The following is a 19,680-nucleotide window of genomic DNA, read 5'->3' as shown; positions in this document are numbered from 1 at the left end:
TTACAGGGAGGGGGACAGCATACGGCGCGCCGTCGCGACATCCTCGGCCATCTGCGCCATCAGCGCGTCCATATCGTCGAACTTCGCCTCGGGCCGGATGAAGTCGACCAGGTCGACCTCGATCGTCTGGCCATACAGATCGCCCGAGAAATCGAAGAAATAGGGTTCGAGCAATTCCTTGGGCGGGTCGAAACTCGGCCGCACGCCCAGATTGGCCGCGCCGTCGACTACGCGGCCGCCGGGCAAATGCCCGCGCACCGCGTAGATGCCGAACTTCGGGCGCAGGTAATTGGCCATGTCGAGATTGGCGGTCGGGAACCCCAGCGTCCGCCCGACCTTGTCGCCATGCTGGACCACACCCTCGATCGCATAGGGCCGGGTCAGCAACCGCGCCGCTTCGCGCGGCTTGCCCGCGCGCAACGCCTCGCGGATGCGGGTGGAGGACACGGTTTCGCCGTCGAGCTGGACCGGCGGGATCGTGTCAACGATGAAGCCGTAGGCCTCGCCCAATCGGCGCATCAGCGGAATGTCGCCGCTGCGCCCCTTGCCGAAGGTGAAATCCTCGCCGGTCGAAACTCCGGCGACACCGAGGCCGCGGACCAGACATTGATCGACGAACTCCTCCGCCGACAATCCGGCGAGCGCGGCGTCGAATGTGAACACGTACATCGCGTCTACACCCGCCGCCTCGATCAAGCGCGCGCGCTGATCCATGCTGGTCAGGCGGAACCACGGACTGTCGGGCCGGAAATAGCGCATCGGGTGCGGGTCGAAGGTCGCGACGATGGCGGGGCGGCCCGCGGCGCGCGCGCGCTCCACCGCGCGGCCGACCACCGCTTGGTGCCCCAAGTGAAATCCGTCGAAATTGCCGAGCGCGACATAGCCCCCGCGAAACCGCTCGGGCACCGTCGAGCCGCCGGAAAGCCGCTCCATGGCGTGGGCCTTAGGGGGCAGAGCGCGGTTACTCAACTCCTCCCCGGCACGGGGAGGATTTATTGTCCCGGCACCATCCCTGTCATCAGCACGCGGATGACATTGCCGCCCATTACCTTGCGGATATCCTCGTCGGAAAAGCCGCGATCGAACAGCGCTTGCGTGACCGCAGCGACCTGGCTCGCATCGAACCCGGTGGTTACCGCACCGTCGAAATCGGAGCCCAGCCCGACATGGTCGATCCCGACCAGATCGCGGACATAGGCGATCGCCTTGGCCGCATCTTCGGGCTTGTTCGAACAGATCGCCGCATCCCAATAGCCGATGCCGATCACCCCGCCGGTTTTGGCGATGCCGCGAATCTCGTCGTCGGTCAGGTTGCGGTTGACCTTGCACGTCGCCTGGACGCCACCATGGCTCGAGACGATCGGGCGACGCGCCATCGCGATTACCTCGGCGACCGTCTGGTGGCTCGAATGCGCGACATCGACCACCATGCCGAGCTTTTCCATCCGCGCCACGACCGCGCGGCCGAGCGGTGTCAGGCCGCCTTTCTTCACGCCATGCATCGATCCGGCAATGTCGTTGTCGAAGAAATGCGCCAAGCCAGCCATGCGGAAGCCGGCGGCATAGAGTGTGTCGAGATTATCGATCTTGCCCTCGAGGTCCTGCAGTCCCTCGATCGACAGCATCGCGCCGACCGGCGGCGTCGGGACCATTGTCGCGATGCTGTGAGGTTGCGTCGCCCATTTGCGCGGATCCGCGCGATCGGCGATCAGCTTCTGCAAATCAGCGGACGTAGTAATCAATCGCAACTGTCCATCCGAGCGGTCGGCGAAGCGTTTGAGCTTTTCGGCATGGTAGAGCGAGCGCTGGAGCAACGAACGCCATGTCCGGATCGGCTGCAGGTCGGCCATGACGAGCGTGGTTACATTGTCGGTATCGCCCGAATTGGCGTCGTAATTCTGATGCTTCGGCGTCTTCGTCACCGAGGAGAAGACCTGCAGCGCATAATGCCCCGCCTGCAGCCGCGGCAAGTCGACCTGGCCACGATCGGAGCGCGCGAGCAGGTCGCGTTTCCACAACAGCGAGTCGGCGTGCATGTCGGCGACGTCGAGCGTCTTTTGCAGCGCTAGCGCGCGCGGCGTGATCCTGAGCGCGACCGGCTGAACCTTGTTCATCGATTTCTCGACCATGCCGGGCGCGAGGACGAAGAAGAGGATCGCGGCAATCACGAGCAGCGACGCGATGCCGAGTAGCCATTTGCGCATACCACCCCCCTTCGTCATGCCGGCCTTGTGCCGGCATCCACCGGGCAGCGAACCCGTCGCTTCTGGGTGTGCGGCACAGTGGACGCCGGGACAAGCCCGGCGTGACGATTGAGGTTATGGGCGAACCAAGGTCACGAAGCTGTACGCCGGCCGGTCGCCCTCCGCCGGGTGATCTTCACGCGCAGTCTCGCGCCAGTCATTGAAGGCCGGCACGGTAGCGTCGCCTTCGGGCTCGGCATGGACCTCCGTCAGCTCCACCCGGTCCGCACAATCGAGCAACAGCGCGAACACCTCCGCCCCGCCGATGACCGCGGCGTCGTCACCGGTCAGCGCCAGCGCCTCGTCGACCGAATGCGCCACTTCCGCCCCTTCGGCCGTCCAGCCGAGATCGCGCGTCAGCACGATATGCCGGCGCCCGGGCAAGGGCGACGGGAAGCCCTCGAACGTCTTACGGCCCATGATCATCGGGCGTCCGATCGTCTGCGCCTTGAACCGTTGGAGGTCAGCCGGCAGGTGCCACGGCAGTTTGCCGTGGCGACCGATCACGCCATTATCGGCGCGCGCGAGATGGAAGGAGATCACTTATTCCCCTCCCGCTTGCGCGCGCGAGGTCGGCCATGCCCCCGGCATGGTCTGAAGAGCGCGGGGCGCTCTTCACCTCGCACGGGGTTAGGGGAGGGTCTGTCTATAGCTGGCACGCAATGGACATGCCCTCCCCCGGCCCCTCCCGCAAGCGGGAGGGGAGTTTAGACCGCCACCGGCGCTTTGATATGCGCCTGCGCCTCGTAGCCGACGAGCTGGAAATCCTCATATTCATAGGCGTCGATCGACGGCGGTTTGCGGAGAATTTCGAGCCTGGGCAGCGGCCCAGGTTCGCGACCGAGCTGTTCGCGAGCCTGATCGAGATGGTTCGAATAGAGATGGCAGTCGCCGCCGGTCCAGACGAACTGGCCGACCTCCAGCCCGGCTTGCTGCGCGAGCATATGGGTGAGCAGCGCGTAGCTCGCGATGTTGAACGGCACGCCGAGGAAAATGTCCGCCGAGCGCTGATAGAGTTGCAGGCTGAGCTTGCCGTTGGCGACATAGCATTGGAACAGGCAGTGGCAGGGCGCCAGCGCCATGGCATGGAGCTCCCCGGGGTTCCACGCGCTGACCACCATTCGCCTGCTGGCGGGATTGATCTTGAGCGTCTCGATTAGCTCGGCGATCTGGTCGACATGCCCGCCCTCGGCGGTCGCCCAGTCGCGCCATTGCTTGCCATAGACCGGTCCGAGGTCGCCATTCTCATCGGCCCATTCGTCCCAGATGCTGACCTTGCGGTCCTGCAGCCATTTCACGTTGGTGTCGCCGCGCAGAAACCACAGCAATTCGACGATGATCGAGCGCAAGTGCAGCTTCTTGGTCGTCAACACCGGAAAGCCCTGCGCCAGGTCGAAGCGCATCTGATGCCCGAACACCGATCGCGTGCCGGTGCCGGTGCGATCCATCTGCTCAGCGCCGTGGTCGAGCGCGCGCTGCATCAGGTCGAGATATTGCCGCATGACGCTGGCTTACCGCCTGCCGCCCGCGTCGCCAAGCGGCGCCCGCGTCACTGCTGTGGAAAACGCGGTCAGGATGCGGCTGGTGCCTGGGCCGGCGGCGGCACCAGCCGGCAGGCGCGGATGTCCTTGGGTTCGGGGCGAGGCCCTACCGCCTTGAACCGCGCGAGATAGCCGCCCGCCGAAGGCATGTCGTCGAGCGCGACGAGCTTGTAGCCGACCGCGGCGAATTCGCATTCGAGCAATTTGGGCGGCGTGCCGTGATTCTGCGTGCGGCGATTGGCGTCGACCACGACCACCTCGCCATCGGGCTTGAGCGACGGACGCATCCGCCACAGGAATTCATAGGGCTGCTCGATCTCATGGTACATGTGTACCATCAGGATGCGGTCGAAGCTGTTGTCGGGCAATTTGGGATTGGCCGGCTCGCCCAGCCGCACGCTGACCGTGTCGAGCCGATCGCGCGCGACGCGTTCGGCCAGCGCGTCGCGCACTTCGGGCACGATGTCCTCGGCCAGCACGCGGCCGTCCTTGCCGACGCGGCTGGCTAGGCGGATCGTGTAATAGCCCTCACCCGCGCCGATATCGGCAACGGTCATGCCCTTGGCGATCCCCGCCTTGTTCATCACCGTTCCTGCCTCGTTGAGGCGATCGCGCGCTTCCTCGGTCGACCAGCGCGGCGAGATGATCCGCGCGACCGGCCGATCGGCGGCGGGGAACGGACCGACATCATCCTGTTCGTTATGGACGACCGGAGGGCCGCCGTCGCAGGCGGCAAGCATCAGCAGGCCGATGATCAACGCCCCCGACCACCGCATCACTCGACGTCCTCTACCTCGACCGTCTCTCCGGTCACGCGCTGTGACAGCGCGGCCGCCATGAAGGGGTCGAGATCGCCATCGAGCACGTCGGACGGGCTGGTCGAGGTCACGCCGGTGCGCAGGTCCTTCACCAGCTGATAGGGCTGTAGCACGTAGCTGCGGATCTGGTGGCCCCAGCCGATATCGGTCTTGGTCGCGTTGACCGCGTTGGCCTCTTCCTCGCGCTTCCTGAGCTCATGCTCGTAGAGGCGCGCGCGCAGCTGGTTATACGCCTCCGCCTTGTTCTTGTGCTGGCTGCGCTGGTTCTGGCAGGCGACGACGATCCCGGTCGGCAAGTGGGTGATGCGCACCGCCGAATCGGTCGTGTTGATGTGCTGGCCACCCGCGCCCGACGAACGATAGGTGTCGATGCGCAGTTCGCTTTCGTTGATCTCGATATCGATCGAATCGTCGATCACCGGATAGACCCACACGCTCGAAAAGCTCGTGTGGCGCCGCGCCGCGCTGTCATAGGGGCTGATGCGGACCAGGCGGTGAACGCCGCTTTCGGTCTTGGCGTAACCATAGGCATTCTCGCCCTTGACCAGCAAGGTAGCAGACTTGATGCCGGCCTGCTCGCCGGCGTGATAGTCGACCAGTTCGACCTTCATGCCGTGACGTTCGGCCCAGCGCGAATACATGCGCTGGAGCATCTCGGCCCAGTCCTGGCTCTCGGTGCCACCGGCGCCGGCATTGATCTCGATATAGGTGTCGTTGGCGTCGGCTTCGCCCGCCAGCAGCGCCTTGACCTTGTCCGCCTCGGCGCGGGTGGCGAGCTCGGCAAGCGCCTCGACCGCCTGGCTTTCCATATCGGAATCGCCTTCGGCCTCGGCCATCTCGACGAGTTCGATATTGTCGCTCAATTCGCTTTCGATCGCGCGCGTCGCGGTGATCGCCTCATCGAGACGACGGCGTTCGCGCATCACTTCCTGCGCCGCCTTGGGATTTTCCCACAGGCTCTGATCCTCGACGCGCGCATTGAGCTCGTCGAGCCGCCGCAGCGCGCGGTCCCAATCGAGGAAGCGGCGCAACAGGCTAAGCGCGTCATTGATCGTATCGACATGCGATTGCGCTTCGGCGCGCATCGGTAACTCCAAATTCAGTTCGTCGCCCCGGCGGAGGTCGGGGCCGTCATGTAAGAAGGGCGAACTCCTGTCGCCAGCGGCCCCGGCCTTCACCGGGGCGACGCCAACCCCGAGCCCCTAGTAGATACCGCCCTGCCGTTGCAAGAAATCGCGATCGCCGCTGGATTCCCTGGGCTTGGATTCCTGCGGCACGGCCTTGGTCGCGGTCGGCGTCGGTAGATCGCGGCGGATCGGCGAGCGCCGCGTTTCGCTTTCCGGCTTGAACGCTTCCCAGATCACCTGGGCCTTGGGATCGCCACCGGGCGACGGCCACGCCCCGAACACGGGCTTGCCGGAGAGGCGATCGACGCGGACCATACGGATACCGGGCGGAGCCCGGAACGGGATTTTGGGCAGGCCTTCATAGGCCTTGACCGCCCATTCCTTGAAGATCGGCGCCGACACCGTCCCGCCCTGGGCATAGCCGCCCAGGCCGCTCGGTTTGTCGTAACCCAGATAGACGCCGGCGATCATTTGCGGCGTGCCGCCGATGAACCACACATCGGTCGGCCCCGAATTGGTGCCGGTCTTGCCGAACATCGGGCGATCGAGATCGCGCAGGATCGTCGCGGTGCCGCGCTGGACGACGCCTTCGGCGATATGCACCATCTGGAACGCGCTCAGCGGGTCGACCACCTGTTTCAGCTTGATCACCGGACGCGGCATCGGCTTGCCGTTCCAGTCGGGCGCGTTGCAGCGATCGCACGCACGCCAATTTTCCGGCCAGATCACGTTGCCGTGGCGATCCTGGACGTAATCGACCAGGGTCGGCGCGCGGCCGCGGCCGTTATTCTCCAGGATCGAATAGGCATTGACCATGCGCTGCACGGTGGTTTCGCCGGCGCCAAGCGAGAAGGACAGATAGGGCGGATATTTGCCGACGCCGATCTCGTCCATCACCTTGACGACATTGGCCATGCCGGTCTGCGCGGCGACGCGTACCGTCATCAGGTTGCGCGATTGCTCGAGGCCCCAGCGCATCGTGTGCGATCCCGACCCGCCGGCGCCGCCGAAATTGCGGAAGCATTTCGAATATTGCGTGCCCTGGTTCACGCAATACGGGCCATCCTGGATGATCGACGAGGGCGTCAGCCCGTGTTCGAGCGCCGCCGTGTACACGATCGGCTTAATCGTTGAGCCCGGCTGGCGGAGCGCCTGCGTCGCGCGGTTGAACGACTGGACGCGATTGTCGAAGCCGCCCTGCATCGCGAGCACCCGGCCGGTAGCGGGTTCTTCGACGACGAAGCCGCCAGACACCTTGGGGAGCGTCTTGAGCACGTACGAGCTGCCCGACGGCGCTACCGCGATGATGTCGCCGACTTTGATCGCGCTCGACGCCGGCCCGCCACCGCCGCGGATCGGCATCGACGCGGCGCCGCGCGGCAGGGTGCCGGTCGCGCCGTTCGAGAAGCCGAGCGTGAAATCGCCGCTATCGTCGATCACGACCGCCGCACGCCAATCCTCGTAATCGAGCGCGATGTTGCTCGCGAGCAGCGCGCTCAGCCAGTTCTGCGACACGTCGACATGGCCGAGTGGGCCGGTCCAGCCACGATTGCCGTCATAGCGGAGCAATCCGTCGCGCAGCGCTTTTTGCGCCAACGCCTGTTGCTTGGGATCGAACGAGGTCCGCACCCACAGACCGCCGCCATAGACGCTGTAGGGATTGCGGCCGCCGTCGGACGCTTCACCGAACTTGTCCATCAATTGGCGGCGAACTTCCTCGATGAAATAGCCCGATGCCGATTCGAACTGGACGGTGCGCTTGTTGACCGTACCGAGCGGCTGCGTGACTGCCCAATCGTGCTGCTGCTGCGTGATGTAGCCGTTCCGCAGCATTTCCCCGAGCACCCAGTTACGTCGTGCCGTAGCGCGCGCAGTCTGGCGGTCGGGATCGTAGCCCGACGGCGCTTTGGGCAGGATCGCCAGATAGGCGAATTGCGGGATGGTGAGCTGATCGAGGTCCTTGTCGAAATAAGCGCGTGACGCCGCCTGAACGCCGTACGCGTTACGGCCGAGGAAGATCGTGTTGAGATAGAGTTCCAGGATCTGCTGCTTGGTCAGCGTATCCTCTATGCGATAAGCAAGGATCGCTTCCTTGAGCTTCCGCGTATAGCTGCGCTCGTTGCCGACCAGCAGGTTCTTGGCCACCTGTTGCGTGATCGTCGAGGCGCCACGCGCGTGCTTGCTGCGCAGATTGTCGATCATCGCCGAGACGATGCCCGGATAATCGACGCCATGATGAGAGAAGAAGGTGCGATCCTCGGCCGACAGATACGCGGCGACCAACAATTTGGGATATTCGTCGAATTTCAGCTGGACGCGATGTTCGCGCGCAAAGCTGAACACCGGCATGCCGTTGGTATCGCGGACGTTCGACGGCAGATCGGGTTCATAAGTCTTGAGCCGGTCGACCGAAGGCAGATCGCGCGCGACGAACAGCCAGATCAGGAACCAGGCAATGCCCCAAAGCGCCGCCAGCACGACCAATGCCTTGACCCACCGGCGCTTCCACGCGTCGCGCATGAAGCCGGCGACACCGCCGGCCTCTCGCTTGATCCGAAAATTGACCGAGTCCGAACTGTCCGCCGCCATAATCGTCAGGGCCTTAGCAGGTCCGGCGGCCGTTGCCAGTATTTCGGCGCATCAATTCGACGCAAGCTTCCTTGCGAAATTGACTTCGACCGCGCGTTCGACGCTTTGCGCGATGCGCTTGCGACCTTCCGGAGAGTCGAGAAAAGCGGCGTCCTTCGGGTTCGAGATATAGCCCGTCTCGAACAGGACCGACGGCATGTCGGGCGCCTTCAGCACCATCAATGACGCGAATTTGTGGAAACCGGGGCGCAGCGGAATGTTCGGTTCGGCTTCGCGACCGAGCAATCGCGCGAAGGCGGCCGAGGCGTTCATCGTCTCGCGCTGCGTGAGGTCGATCAGGATCGACGAGACGTCGGCATTCTCGCTCCCCAGATCGACCCCGGCGATGACGTCGGCCTTGTTCTCGCGCGCAGCGAGCCGGGCGGCTTCCTTGTCCGAGGCGACTTCGGACAGAGTATAGACCGAGGCGCCCGACGCGTCCCCCGCCCCTACGCTGTCGCAATGGATCGAGATGAACAGATCGGCCTTGAGCTTGCGCGCGACGCCATAGCGTTCCTGCAGCACCAGGAAGCGATCATCCTCGCGCGTCAGCGCTACCCGAACGCGGCCGGACTTGAGCAATTCGTCGCGGATCGCCTTGGCGATGCGCAAGGTCACGTCCTTTTCCCGCAACCCGCTGGTCGGCGAGATCGCGCCGGGATCGAACCCGCCATGGCCGGCATCGATCACCACCAAAGGTCGGCCCGCATCGCCATCGATCCGCGGCAGCGCCAGCGTCTTGCTGGCGGCGGGGACCGGCACCGAAACCGAATAGCGCGCGCTGGAGCCGGCGGTGTCGGACAGGTTGAACGGGGGCAGGAAGCTCATCCGTCCGGCGGCGGCCGCACGAGCGAAGCCAGAATCGTCGGTGGTGCGGAGCTGCAACGTCAGAACGCGGCCGTCGGCGCCGAACGAGCCCTCAGTCACCACGGCGGGACGAGTCAGATCGAACACGACGCGCGCACCGCCGTCGCGTGCGCCTTCGCGCACCGCATCGACCGGCCCGCCGATCGCGACCTCACCTCCCGGCGTGGCGTCGGCCACGTCGAGCGCGACGCGCTTCGGCGCGACCAGCAGGAAGCTCGAGGCGTCGGCGACCTTCTCGTCGAACGTCACCACAATGGCGTCGTTCCTGACGTCCACGCGCTCGATCGTCGCAGCCCAAGCAGGACTGCCGCCGAACCACAGGGCCAGCATGGCAAGAATGAACGACACACGCACGTAATGGCGCGCGGGCCGGTAACCGGTCCAGCGAAAAACCATCTGGAAGAACCCCTTTTACTCGCTCTTCTGAAACGGGGTTACCGGGCCGCTTACTCAAACTCGGTGAAACGAGACGGTTAATGCGCCGTTCGGCATGATTTTGCCGACACGATCGGCAGAAACCTGCCGGTTGAAGCGGACGTTGGCAGGTGCTACCTGATCCGTAACCGGCACCGCGACAATGATTTGTCCGGACGTTGCCGGCCCCACGGCCGCCCCGGCGTTCATCGGCAGGCGGTCCATCAGGTTGACGTTCGCATGATGCATTTCCCTCGCCTAGTGCTCGATCCGGCCATTGCCGGCGGGCGCGTTGGCGCGGGTGCCCCGGCCGTGATGCCCGGGCGTGCGCAGCGAACAGACGCACATCCACCATCCCGCACCGGCCGGTCACGGAACGACAATCCGTCCACCGACGCCGCGCGACTTATTGGCGCGCCCCTACCCTCATCGAAGGTCCGGCGCGCCCGGAGAGAAAATAATGACCATGCGTATGTTGATCGACGCACGCCACCGGGAGGAAACCCGGGTGGCGGTCGTCAAGGGAAACCGCATCGAGGAGTTTGATTTCGAAAGTGCCGAGCGCAAGCAGCTCAAAGGCAATATCTATCTAGCCAAGGTTACCCGGGTCGAACCGTCGCTTCAGGCGGCGTTCGTCGATTACGGCGGAAACCGTCACGGCTTCCTGGCCTTCTCGGAAATCCACCCCGATTACTATCAGATCCCCAAGGAGGATCGTGACGCGCTGCTCCGCGAGGAAGCCGAGCACGCCGCCGAGGAGGCCGCGCTGCGCGCCGAACTCGACGCGGAGGATGACGAGCACGACGATCACGACGATCACGAGCCTTCCGAGGACGAGATCGAGCGGCTCGACGACGATGGCGCGCCCGACGAGGACGTCGCCGCCGAGCAGGAAAGCAGCGGTGGCCGCCGCCGCCGTGGCCGCAAGGACAATGGATCGGAAGATCAGGTCGAGGCGCTGCGCCAGCGCCGCATGAACTTGCGCCGCCGCTACAAGATCCAGGACGTGATCCGCCGCCGTCAGGTGCTGCTGGTCCAGGTCGTCAAGGAAGAGCGCGGCAACAAGGGTGCGGCGCTGACCACCTATCTGTCGCTCGCCGGGCGCTATTGCGTGCTGATGCCAAACACGTCGCATGGCGGCGGCATCTCGCGGAAGATATCCAACGCCTCTGACCGCAAGCGGCTCAAGACGATCATGGCGGAGCTCAAGCTGCCGCCGTCGATGGGCTGCATCGTTCGCACCGCAGGCCTCCAGCGCACCAAGGTCGAGATCAAGCGCGACTTCGATTATCTCGCGCGGCTGTGGGACGGCATTCGCGAGACCACGCTCGCCTCGGCGGCACCGGCGCTCGTCTATGGCGACAGCGACCTGATGAAGCGGGCGATCCGCGACATCTACAACAAGGATATCGACGAGGTGATCGTCGAGGGCGATGACGGCTATCGCCAGGCCAAGGAGTTCATGAAGCTCCTGATGCCGAGCCATGCCCGCCGCGTGAAGCATTACAGCGACCCGGTGCCGCTGTTCCAGCGCGCCGGCGTCGAGGATCAGCTGTCGGCGATGTACCACCCGGTGGTGCAGCTCAAGTCGGGCGGTTACCTGGTCATCAACCCGACCGAAGCGCTCGTCTCAATCGACATCAACTCGGGCCGTTCGACGCGCGAGCACAATATCGAGCAGACCGCGACCGCGACCAACCTGGAGGCCGCGCAGGAAATCGCGCGCCAGTTGCGCCTGCGCGACATGGCGGGCCTGGTCGTCATCGACTTCATCGACATGGACAACGGCTCCAACGTCCGGAAAGTCGAGAAGGCGATGAAGGAGGCGCTGAAGAACGATCGCGCCCGCATCCAGGTCGGCCGGATTTCGAGCTTCGGCCTGATGGAAATGAGCCGCCAGCGCCTGCGCACCGGCGTGCTCGAAGCATCGACCCGGCAATGTCCGCATTGCGAAGGCACCGGTCTGGTTCGTACCGCCTCGTCGGCGGGACTGTCGGCGTTGCGCATGATCGAGGACGAGGCCGCACGCGGCCGCGGTTCGCAGATCACCTTGCGCGCCTCGCAGGAAGCGGCGTTCTATGTGCTCAACAAGAAGCGCGCCGACATCGCCGAGATCGAGGACCGTTACGGCGTCCAGGTCGTCATCCTGTCGGATGGCGAAACCGAGGGCGCTCGGATGACGGTCGAGGCGTCGGGTCCGCCGCCGGTCCATGCTCCGCGCTTCGAAGCGCTGATCGAGGAAGAGGAAGAGGACGATTTCGTCGAGGAGGATCTCGACGAGGAAGAGGACGCCGAGGAAGAGCGGACCGAGCGTGGCGAGCAGCGCGAACGGTCGGACGATGAAGGCGATGCCGGGCGCAAGCGCCGCCGCCGCCGGCGTGGTCGCCGCGGTCGCGGCCGTGACGAAGCCGGTGACGACGTCGTCACGCAGCAACCGCGCGAAGACGGCGAGGCCGAGAGCGAAGGCGAAGAGGCGGAAGCCGTCGAGCATGCCGCTGCGGGCGAGACCGAAGGCGAAGGCGAAACGCGCGGCCGCCGTCGCCGTCGTGGCCGTCGCGGCGGACGCCGTGGCGAAGGAACGAGCGACACTGTTACCGAGGCCGGGGAAGCCGATGCCGGCGATGCCGGTGCGGTCATCGCGACGCACGCCAATCCCGACGTGCCGGTCGCGGTAGAGCCCGATGCCGCGCCCGAAGCCGAAGCCGCGCCCAAGCGCACGCGCCGTCGCCCCAAGGCGCGGATCGCCGAGGAAACGGCAACGGCCCCCGTGGTAGAAGCAACCCCGGCGCCGGAGCCCGAGCCCGTAGCGGCGGAGCCGGCGGCCAAGCCCAAGCGCAGCCGCAAGAAGGCTGCTCCGGTCGAAGTGGAAGCAGCCAATGCGGAACCCGTCCCGGTCGAAGTGACCGCGGCGGCAGAAGCGGCGAGCGCGCCTCCGTCGATCGAAGCGGCAGAGCCCGCAGCCAAGCCGAAGCGCAGCCGCAAGAAGGCCGCGCCGGCCGATACCGCCGCCGAAGCGGAGATGCCGGTACCCTCGCCGGCAGCGGCCAACGACGCCGACGAGACGCCGGTCGTGGCCGATGCCGACGGCGCCGCGCCGGCCGATGACGCCGCCGGCGACACCGACGGTGACGGCTCGCCGCGCCGCGGCTGGTGGCAGCGCACCTTCGGCGCATGATCGCACAGGTCGGCCCCTCGCGCTTCAGGACAGGTTCACCCGTCCCGGCGCAGGGGCCGGCCGCATGCGCCCTATGCGACCCGAGCGGATGACCGGACGATGAAGCGATTTATCGCGCTATTCGCGACGGCAATCCTTCTCTGGGCGCAGCCGGCCTATGCACAGGGGATCCTGCGCGATGCCGAGACCGAATCGCTGTTCAAGGACATGTCGCGGCCAATGATCGTCGCCGCCGGCCTGTCCCCGGCCAATGTCCAGGTCGTGTTGATCCAGGACGATTCGATCAATGCGTTCGTCGCCGGTGGGCAGACCGTCTATATCCATTCGGGCCTGATCCAGGCCGCCGACAATGCCAATGAGGTGCAGGGCGTCATCGCGCACGAGCTCGGCCATATCGCCGACGGTCACGTCGTGCTGGCCGATGCCGGCGCCAAACCCGCCATGGGCATTTCGCTGCTCAGCCTGGTGCTCGGCATCGCCGCCATGGCGGCGGGCGCGGGCGATGCCGGCGCGGGCATCCTCGCGGCGGGTCAGCAGGCGGCGATGGGCAAATATCTCGCCTTCACGCGCGTGCAGGAAGCGACCGCGGACGCGACCGGCGCCAAGTTCCTGCGCGAGGGCAATGTCAGCGGCAAGGGCATGATCAGCTTCTTCAAGAAGCTGGCCAATGAGGAATATCGCTACGGCCTGCAGAATATCGATCCGTATGCGCAGACCCATCCGTTGTCGAACGAGCGCATCAACACGCTCTATGCCGACGTGAAGGAGTCGCCCGCCTGGAACAACCCGCCCGACGCCGCGCTCGACGAGCGGTTCAAGCGGGTCAAGGCGAAGCTGTACGGCTATGTCGCGCCCTATGCGTCGACGCTCAACAAATATCCCGAAAGCGACCAGTCGATCTACGCGCATTACGCGCGCGCATATGCCTGGCACAAAGCCGGCTATCCCGACAAAGCCGATGCCGAGACGCGCGCGCTGATCAAGCTGAAGCCCGACGATCCCTATTTCCTCGAAATCCGCGGCCAGATTCTGCTCGAGGCGGGCCAGCCCGCCGACGCGATCGCGCCGTTGAAGGAAGCGACCGAGCTGACCCGCTACAGCCCGCTGATCGCCACCACCTATGGCCACGCGCTGATCGCGACCGAAGACAAGGCCAATTATCCCGAAGCGATCCGCGTGCTCAAGATCGCGACCAACAAGGACGACGACAATCCGTTCGGATGGTATCAACTGGGCACCGCTTACGAGTTGACGGGCGATAGCGCCCGCGCCTCCTTGGCCGCGGCCGAACAAGCGAGCCTGACCGGCGAAACCGCGCGTGCGGTGATGAGCGCGCGGACGGCAATGGCCAATCTCCCCCCCAACAGCTCGGACTGGATCCGAGCGCAGGACATCGCGATGACCGGACAGAACGAACTCGACCAGAAGAAGCGCAAACGATGAGCGCTTTCCTGTCATCGCGCTTCGCGCTGCCGTTGGTAGCGGTCGCCGCCGCCCTGCTTGGCGCCGGCGCCACCTGGCTCGCGCAGCGTCCGACCGACGGCGGGGAGATCCGCGACTATCTGCTCGCGCATCCCGAAGTGCTGCCTGAGGCGATGCAGAAATTGCGGGAGCGCGAAGAGGCCGAGCAGTCGAAACAGACCGGTACCTTCATTGCCGCCAATCGCGACCGCATCTTTCCCGCTCTTGGCAGCGCCTGGGCAGGCAATCCCAATGGCGACGTCACGGTGGTCGAATATCTCGACTATAATTGCGGCTATTGCCGCGCGAGCCTGCCGATCCTCGACAAATTGGTCGCAAGCGATCCGAAGGTGAAGATCGTGTTCCGCGAGCTTCCCGTGCTGAGCGAGGAAAGCAAGGTCGCCGCGCGCTATGCCGTGGTCGCCGCCAAGCAAGGCAAATATCGTCCGCTGCACGACGCGCTCTATGCCGGCGGTCCGCTGAGCGATGCGAGCATGGACGCTGCCTTGCGGACTGCCGGGCTCGACCCGGCGGCGGTCAAGGAGGCGGCCAAGGCGCCCGATGTCGCGCGGACGATCGAGAACAATCTGGCGATGGCCGCGCCGCTCGGCATGTCCGGCACGCCTACCTGGGTGATCGGCGACCGCGTGCTGTCCGGCTTGCAGCCGCTGGAGACGATGCAGGCGGCGGTCGCCGCGGCGCGGAAGAAATAAGCCGCGGGGAAGCGGTTGCACGCGCGACCGCGCCGCCCCATCTCCCCGAATTCTAGGGGAATTGCATGACCGAACCGATCCTCAGCGTCCGCGGCGTCTCGAAGACCTATGCCTCGGGCGTCCACGCGCTCCACGCCGTCGATCTCGATATCAACAAGGGTGAGATCTTCGCGCTGCTCGGCCCGAACGGCGCCGGCAAGACGACGTTGATCAGCATCATCTGCGGTATCGTCACGCCGTCGACCGGTACCATTACGGTCGGCGGGTTCGATGCGATCGGCCAGCCCAAGCGCGCGCGGCGACAGATCGGCCTGGTGCCCCAGGAGCTAGCCACCGACATGTTCGAGACGGTCGAATCGACCTGCCGGTTCAGCCGTGGCCTGTTCGGCCATCCGCAGAAATCGGATCATATCGAAGAGGTACTCAGGGACCTGTCGCTCTACGACAAGCGCAAGTCGAAAATCATGGAACTGTCGGGCGGAATGAAGCGCCGCGTGCTGATCGCCAAGGCGCTCGCGCACGAACCCCACATCCTGTTCCTCGACGAGCCGACCGCCGGGGTCGACGTCGAACTCCGCCGCGACATGTGGAAGCTGGTCCATCGCCTGCGCGAAAAGGGCACCACGATCATCCTGACCACCCATTATATCGAAGAAGCCGAGGAAATGGCCGACCGCGTCGGCGTGATCTCGGGCGGCAAGCTCCTGGTCGTCGATGAAAAGACCGCGCTGATGAAGAAGCTCGGCAAGCGCGAGCTCGACATCGCACTCAACGAGCCGATGAGCACGATCCCCGGCGACCTGGGGGATTGGGAGCTCAGCCTCGAGAACGAGGGCAAGACGTTGCGTTATGTGTTCGACGCGCAGGCCGAGCGGACGGGTATCCCGTCGCTGCTGCGCAAGCTCGCCGATCTCAATATCGGCTTCAAGGATCTCGAGACGTCGAAGTCGAGCCTCGAAGATATCTTTGTCGACCTCGTGAAGGAGGGCGGCAAATGAACGTCCATGGTATCCTGGCCATCTACAAGTTCGAGATGGCGCGCGCGCTGCGCACCTTGTGGCAGAGCCTTGTCACCCCGGTGATCACCACCAGCCTCTATTTCGTCGTGTTCGGCGGCGCGCTCGGATCGCAGATCAAGGAGGTCGACGGCATCGCTTATGGCAGCTTCATCGTGCCCGGGCTGATCATGATGTCGCTGCTGACGCAGAGCATCAGCAACGCGTCGATCGGCATCTACTTCCCAAAATTCACCGGGACGATCTTCGAACTGCTCTCCGCCCCGATCAACTCGATGGAGATGGTGATCGGCTATGTCGGCGCCGCGGCAACCAAGTCGGTTGTGCTCGGCCTCATCATCCTGGCGACCGCCGCATTGTTCGTCCCGATCCCGATCCACCACCCGTTCGCGATGGTCGCGTTCCTGCTGCTGACCAGCATCACCTTCAGCCTGTTCGGCTTCATCATCGGCGTGTGGGCGAAGGGGTTCGAGCAGCTGAACTTCGTGCCAGCCTTGCTCATCACGCCGCTGACGTTCCTCGGCGGCGCTTTCTACTCGATCAGCAAGCTGCCCGATCCATGGCGTACGTTCAGCCTGTTCAATCCCGTCGTTTATCTGGTCAGCGGATTCCGCTGGAGCTTCTTCGACAAGGGCGACGTACCGGTGGGGATCAGCCTGGCCGCCACCGGCGGATTCATGCTGCTGTGTCTGGCAGTGATCGCGTGGATTTTCCGGACGGGGTACCGGCTGAAGAATTGAGTGACACTTAAGTCCTCCCCATCGCAGATGGGGAGGGGGACCGGCCGCGCAGCGGACGGTGGAGGGGAAATGGCGACGCCGTTGCCGAGTATCCCCACCCCGCTACGCTCGGCCCCTCCACCACCGGCTGCGCCGGCGGTCCCCCTCCCCACGCTTCGCGTGGGGAGGATTGAGGCCTTCACATCACCGGCAACGTCACCTTCGATCCCGAACACACCTTTTGCGTCGCCTTGACGAAATCGCTCGCCTTGGCGCGATACGGGTTGGCGACGAAAGTCTGCGGGTTGCGGTCGATCACCGGGAACCAGGTCGACTGGATCTGGACCATGATGCGGTGCCCGGCCTTGAACACATGGTCGTGGTCGCGCAGCGGCACGTCCCAAGCGACGACCTTGCCCGGCAGCAAAGGCTGCGGGTTGGTATCGCTCGTCAGGAAACGCCCACGCCGGACGTCCATCGCGATCGGCCACTGATAGCCATTGAGCGTCTTGGCATAATCGCCGACCGCCCATTGCTTGCCCTCGGTCGCTTCGTAATCGCTCGGTAGGACGTCGATCAACTTGACCACGAAGTCGCTGTCGGTGCCGCTGGTCGAGGCCATCAGAGTCGCGGCGATCTTGCCCGTCACCGTCAGATCGTGGTCGAGCGGCGCGGAAACGTAGCTCAACACATCCGGGCGATGATCGACGAAGCGCTGATCGTCGCTTTCCCACCAGGCCCAATCGGGTGTGGCATAGGTCCGGCTCATCGGGCGTTTGCGGAACGGCACCGGATTGGCGGGATCGCTGACATAATCGCGACACGCTTCCCCTGCCCCGGGTGCAGCGAACGACAGCGAGCCGTCATCGTGGAGATAAAGCTCGGTCGGCTTGGCGCCCTTGGGCGGCCAGGAGGCATAGCTTTTCCAGACGTTCGATCCGGACTCGAACATCTTGGCGGTGAAGTCGGGCCGCGCGCCCTTATTGTGGAGCCAATAAGCGAAGAACGGCGCCTGGATCTGGGTCTGGAATTCGGTCCCGCTTTCGGTGCCGATCGGGATCGGCCCGAGGAAATCGCCCTTGCCCTGCCAGCCGCCATGGCGCCACGGGCCCGACACAATCTGCGCCAGATGGTCCGGGTCGTTCTGCTTTTGCTTGGCGTAGATCTGCCACGAGCCCCAGGGATCCTCCTGGTCCCAGAAGCCGGCGACGTTCAGCGTCGGAATGACCGTCTTGCCCAGCGCGTTCTGCCAATTCTGGTCGGTGTAGAAGCTGTCGTGATTGGGGTGGTCGAGCAACGCGGTGAACATCGGTACTGTGCCCTTGAACACCTGCTTATCGATATTCTCGACCGGCCCCATCCGCAGATACCAGTCATAGGCGTCGGTCAGCCCGTCCAGGCTGAGTTCCTTGTTCTGCAGCTTGTCGACCTGCAGGCTCGACACCCATTCGGTCGCGTAGCTCAGGCGGAGCGCGCCGTTTCGGTGGAGATCGTCCGAGAGCCAATAATCGATCCACGCCGCCTGCGGGCTGACCGCCTTCAGCGCCGGATGCGGCTTTGCGAGTGCTACGGCGGCGGCGAAGCCTGGATAGGACACGCCCCACATCCCGACCTTGCCCGAATTGTTGGGCACGTTCTTCACCAGCCAGTCGATCGCGTCATAGGCGTCGCTCGCCTCGTCGGTCTTCTTGGGATCGTTGGGATGGACGACAGTCGACAAGGTGAACACGCCGTCCGACCCGAACCGCCCGCGCATCGACTGAAACACGAAGATATAGCCGTCGGCGACCAGCGGCTTCCAGCTCGCCGGCATCGCCGGGGGCAGTGCCTGGGGAACGCCATAGGGCGTGCGCTGGAACAGGATCGGCAGCTTGCCGCTCGCATTCCTGGGCGCGATGATCACGGTTTCCAGCTTGGCACCGTCGCGCACCGGCACCATCACCTTGGTATAGGTGAACTGGCTCGCGACATCGCCGACGGCGGGCGGCGGCGCAGTCTGCGGTCGGGCGAGGGCGATCCCGCTTGCACCCAGCAATAAAATGGCGGCGATCAACCCTTTGGCGCGCATGTGAGTCTCCCTTTGGCGCGCACCCTGTCGGGCGCAGCGCGCGCGGTCAATCGGTGGCGGTCGCCACAGGCTGCGAGCGCCACGCACCACGGATCACCGGGCGGACGACCAGCGACATCAAATCGATGACGACATGAAACAGCATCGCCACCGCGAGGCTGCCGCTCATCAGGTACATCGCGGTGAACAGCGCGCCGACCAGGGTCGTGACGGTAATACCTCTCCATCCCTGATAGGCATGCGCCAGCCCGAACAGCAGGATGGCGAGGACCACCGCGGCGATGGCGTCGATGAAGGCTGCGAGGAGTATCGGCAGCAGCAGCCGGAAGAACAATTCTTCGCCAATCCCGGCCGCCAGCGAGATCGCTGCGGCCAACACCACTTCGGCGCGATCGCGCGGCAACAGCGCCGAGACATGGCCGAGATAGGCAGGCGCACCTTTGGCCTTGCGCTGGCGTCGCCATGTCAGGAACGCGCCCAGGGGAAGCGCTGCGATCGTCGCCGCGACGAACAATCCGGCGAGGAACGAATCGACCGCGATCGCCGGTGCGTCGCCGCGCAGTACGGAGGACGCGTCCCAGAGTTCGGGGGGCAGTTCCGTCACTGCCCCAATCCGGCCGAGCACCAGCAAGCCGACGATCGGTGGTAATGTGAACTGCAGCAACTGCGCCGCCAGCATGCGGCGGTAGAAGGTCTTGCGCCCGACCCCGCCGGCTTCCGCTAGCAAACGATAGCCGCGCGGGCCCGCGACGATGTTGAGCGCGACGATCGCCAGCATGATGGCGAGGAGGATCGCGTTGGTCATCGCGAATGGCTCAACCGAAATCTCCCCTCCCTTCCAGGGAGGGGCTGGGGGTGGGTGGCGAGCGCAGCGAGCTCCCTTCGGTCGC

16 protein-coding genes are annotated in these 19,680 nt (G+C 65.0%); 5 read left to right on the top strand and 11 right to left on the bottom strand.

The window, feature by feature from the left end; genetic code table 11:
• The 9 genes from SPR01S_RS17675 to SPR01S_RS17635 all read right to left on the bottom strand — a co-directional run bounded on the left by SPR01S_RS17675 (position 1) and on the right by SPR01S_RS17635 (position 9,887).
• Positions 1-933: a bifunctional riboflavin kinase/FAD synthetase gene (locus SPR01S_RS17675; protein ID WP_066591912.1), complete on the bottom strand. Its 933-nt coding sequence runs from the start codon at positions 931-933 to the stop codon at positions 1-3.
• A 59-nt stretch (positions 934-992) separates the two neighbouring features.
• Complete coding sequence (locus tag SPR01S_RS17670; RefSeq protein WP_066591916.1) at positions 993-2,204, bottom strand: dipeptidase; 1,212 nt, start codon at positions 2,202-2,204, stop codon at positions 993-995.
• Between the two features lie 114 nt (positions 2,205-2,318).
• Positions 2,319-2,786, bottom strand: coding sequence for a dihydrofolate reductase (locus tag SPR01S_RS17665; RefSeq protein ID WP_066591910.1), 468 nt, complete (start codon positions 2,784-2,786; stop codon positions 2,319-2,321).
• A gap of 164 nt (positions 2,787-2,950) precedes the next feature.
• Positions 2,951-3,745 carry a thymidylate synthase gene (locus SPR01S_RS17660; protein WP_066591908.1) on the bottom strand — a complete coding sequence of 265 codons (795 nt, stop codon included), beginning with the start codon at positions 3,743-3,745 and terminating at the stop codon, positions 2,951-2,953.
• A 68-nt stretch (positions 3,746-3,813) separates the two neighbouring features.
• Positions 3,814-4,560, bottom strand: coding sequence for a class I SAM-dependent methyltransferase (locus SPR01S_RS17655; protein ID WP_066591906.1), 747 nt, complete (start codon positions 4,558-4,560; stop codon positions 3,814-3,816).
• Positions 4,560-5,687: a peptide chain release factor 2 gene (gene prfB, locus SPR01S_RS17650; RefSeq protein ID WP_066591904.1), complete on the bottom strand. Its 1,128-nt coding sequence runs from the start codon at positions 5,685-5,687 to the stop codon at positions 4,560-4,562. The genes SPR01S_RS17655 and prfB overlap by 1 nt, the downstream gene beginning before the upstream one ends.
• Positions 5,688-5,804: 117 nt before the next feature.
• A complete protein-coding gene (locus tag SPR01S_RS17645; protein WP_066591898.1) occupies positions 5,805-8,318 on the bottom strand; it encodes a penicillin-binding protein 1A in 2,514 nt (837 codons plus the stop codon).
• A 51-nt stretch (positions 8,319-8,369) separates the two neighbouring features.
• The gene (locus SPR01S_RS17640) at positions 8,370-9,620 is read right to left on the bottom strand and encodes an N-acetylmuramoyl-L-alanine amidase family protein (RefSeq protein ID WP_066591895.1); all 1,251 of its coding nucleotides are present in this window, start codon (positions 9,618-9,620) and stop codon (positions 8,370-8,372) included.
• 54 nt (positions 9,621-9,674) lie between these two features.
• Complete coding sequence (locus tag SPR01S_RS17635; protein WP_066591893.1) at positions 9,675-9,887, bottom strand: hypothetical protein; 213 nt, start codon at positions 9,885-9,887, stop codon at positions 9,675-9,677.
• Positions 9,888-10,098: 211 nt separating this feature from the next.
• Between SPR01S_RS17635 and SPR01S_RS17630 the strand changes: the two genes are divergently transcribed.
• The 5 genes from SPR01S_RS17630 to SPR01S_RS17610 all read left to right on the top strand — a co-directional run bounded on the left by SPR01S_RS17630 (position 10,099) and on the right by SPR01S_RS17610 (position 16,743).
• On the top strand, positions 10,099-12,813 hold the full coding sequence (locus SPR01S_RS17630; RefSeq protein WP_245662085.1) for an Rne/Rng family ribonuclease: 2,715 nt from the start codon (positions 10,099-10,101) through the stop codon (positions 12,811-12,813).
• A 99-nt stretch (positions 12,814-12,912) separates the two neighbouring features.
• On the top strand, positions 12,913-14,256 hold the full coding sequence (locus tag SPR01S_RS17625; RefSeq protein ID WP_066591890.1) for a M48 family metalloprotease: 1,344 nt from the start codon (positions 12,913-12,915) through the stop codon (positions 14,254-14,256).
• A complete protein-coding gene (locus tag SPR01S_RS17620) occupies positions 14,253-14,987 on the top strand; it encodes a DsbA family protein (RefSeq protein ID WP_066591888.1) in 735 nt (244 codons plus the stop codon). Before SPR01S_RS17625 ends, SPR01S_RS17620 begins: the two co-directional genes overlap by 4 nt.
• Positions 14,988-15,052: 65 nt before the next feature.
• Positions 15,053-15,985, top strand: a complete 933-nt coding sequence (locus SPR01S_RS17615) for an ABC transporter ATP-binding protein (RefSeq protein WP_066591886.1) — start codon at positions 15,053-15,055, stop codon at positions 15,983-15,985.
• Entirely contained in the window at positions 15,982-16,743 is a 762-nt protein-coding gene (locus SPR01S_RS17610) for an ABC transporter permease (RefSeq protein ID WP_066591881.1), read from the top strand. Before SPR01S_RS17615 ends, SPR01S_RS17610 begins: the two co-directional genes overlap by 4 nt.
• 178 nt (positions 16,744-16,921) lie before the next feature.
• On the opposite strand, the gene SPR01S_RS17605 is transcribed toward SPR01S_RS17610, so the two are convergent.
• Together SPR01S_RS17605 and SPR01S_RS17600 are read right to left on the bottom strand one after the other, a co-directional pair.
• Positions 16,922-18,790 (bottom strand): CocE/NonD family hydrolase, encoded by a 1,869-nt coding sequence (locus SPR01S_RS17605; RefSeq protein WP_084251279.1) that lies wholly within the window; start codon positions 18,788-18,790, stop codon positions 16,922-16,924.
• Positions 18,791-18,836: 46 nt separating this feature from the next.
• Positions 18,837-19,595 (bottom strand): CPBP family intramembrane glutamic endopeptidase, encoded by a 759-nt coding sequence (locus SPR01S_RS17600; RefSeq protein WP_066591878.1) that lies wholly within the window; start codon positions 19,593-19,595, stop codon positions 18,837-18,839.
• Between the last annotated feature and the right edge of the window lie 85 nt (positions 19,596-19,680).

The sequence above is a fragment of the Sphingomonas pruni NBRC 15498 genome, from assembly GCF_001598455.1.
In the GTDB taxonomy this organism is placed as follows: Bacteria; Pseudomonadota; Alphaproteobacteria; order Sphingomonadales; family Sphingomonadaceae; genus Sphingomonas; species Sphingomonas pruni.
This window is presented reverse-complemented; position numbering and strand designations above follow the sequence as displayed.